The 1,104-nt window shown below is 57.2% G+C and carries 1 protein-coding gene; it reads right to left on the bottom strand.

Annotated features, from left to right (window positions below; translation table 11 throughout):
* Positions 1-100 precede the first annotated feature (100 nt).
* Positions 101-1,104, bottom strand: a 1,004-nt coding sequence (locus ACZY0Y_RS19865; RefSeq protein ID WP_463959939.1) for a type IIL restriction-modification enzyme MmeI, incomplete at its 5' end; no start/stop codon positions are given.

The raw sequence follows: 1,104 nt of genomic DNA on the forward strand, positions 1-1,104 counted from the left end.
CGATGAGGTCGAGGGCCAGTGGCTCCCAAACACACCACCACTGGCTCTCTTCCGCACGATCGGTGGCTCTGAAGCGCAAGATTGGGTGGCTCTCAAGGCATCAAATACTCACGAGTAACTGAGTCAGGATTTCATCAAACGGTGAGAAGCCGTATGCATCCGCTACAGCGGCATCCAGTGCGCCGTGCAAATGACGCAGGTTGCTTCGCCCTGGCATTCGCAAATCATCGTACTGATCGGCCAAGGTGTCCCCGTCGCTCGTAAGCGACTCGCGCAGCTCAAGGATGTCGGCCATTGCACTCGCGACCTTGGCAACGTCCTTGGGGCTTGGTGCCTGTGGAAAAGGGAAGGAATCCCAGACTGTCGTCGAGGTATATCGAGGATCGCCCTTCATACTTGAACATCTGGCTGCAATCCACTTGCCGTGAACGGCGGAAGACAGGATCCCCAAGGAATAGTCATCGTCCAATGCGAAGACCGTCATGGCGTCACTCGGGTGGATGCTTGCGTCGACAAACTCGAAGACCGCAAGGCGGTTCACTGTAGTGACGCGGGAGGTTGCAATGTACCGGTCTATTCCGTCGAGAGTTCGGAGCAGCTCCCCTCTCCTGTATCCCAGTTGCCACCACGATTCGAGAAAGCCTGCGTGGTGAGTGTTGACCTTGGCTTTCGGATTAGCCTGCAATGCCTCCGCGTTCTTGGCCGCCTGTTCGTCGGCTTTCCCTTGGCGTATCCCGAGGACCATCTCCGACAAGTGCCGGAAGGCGGCCGGGTATCGACTACGAGCAGTTCTGAGATCTGAGTCGGGAATATCTATGACCCAGCGATCTACTTCCAGCTTGTTCAGCATTTCGCGGCCACCCAAGAACGGGTGAATGACAGACGCGCTTCCATCTTCTTGGCAAGCGATGGCCTCCATCTGTGCCCGGTTCAGCACAAACCCCTTCTCCGCCCTGGTGACACCCGGAGTCTGGCCTTGAAAGCACTTGGCCGGAGTGAGGTGTGTCAAGGATGTGAGACAGTCGGGTGGTTTCTTGTCAGTTAGGCAGCCACGGTTTGCGGCTGGTTTTTTGTCTTGAAATTGGCCATCGCGGTGGCCGGCGG

It is taken from the genome of Pseudarthrobacter kochi, assembly GCF_055412805.1.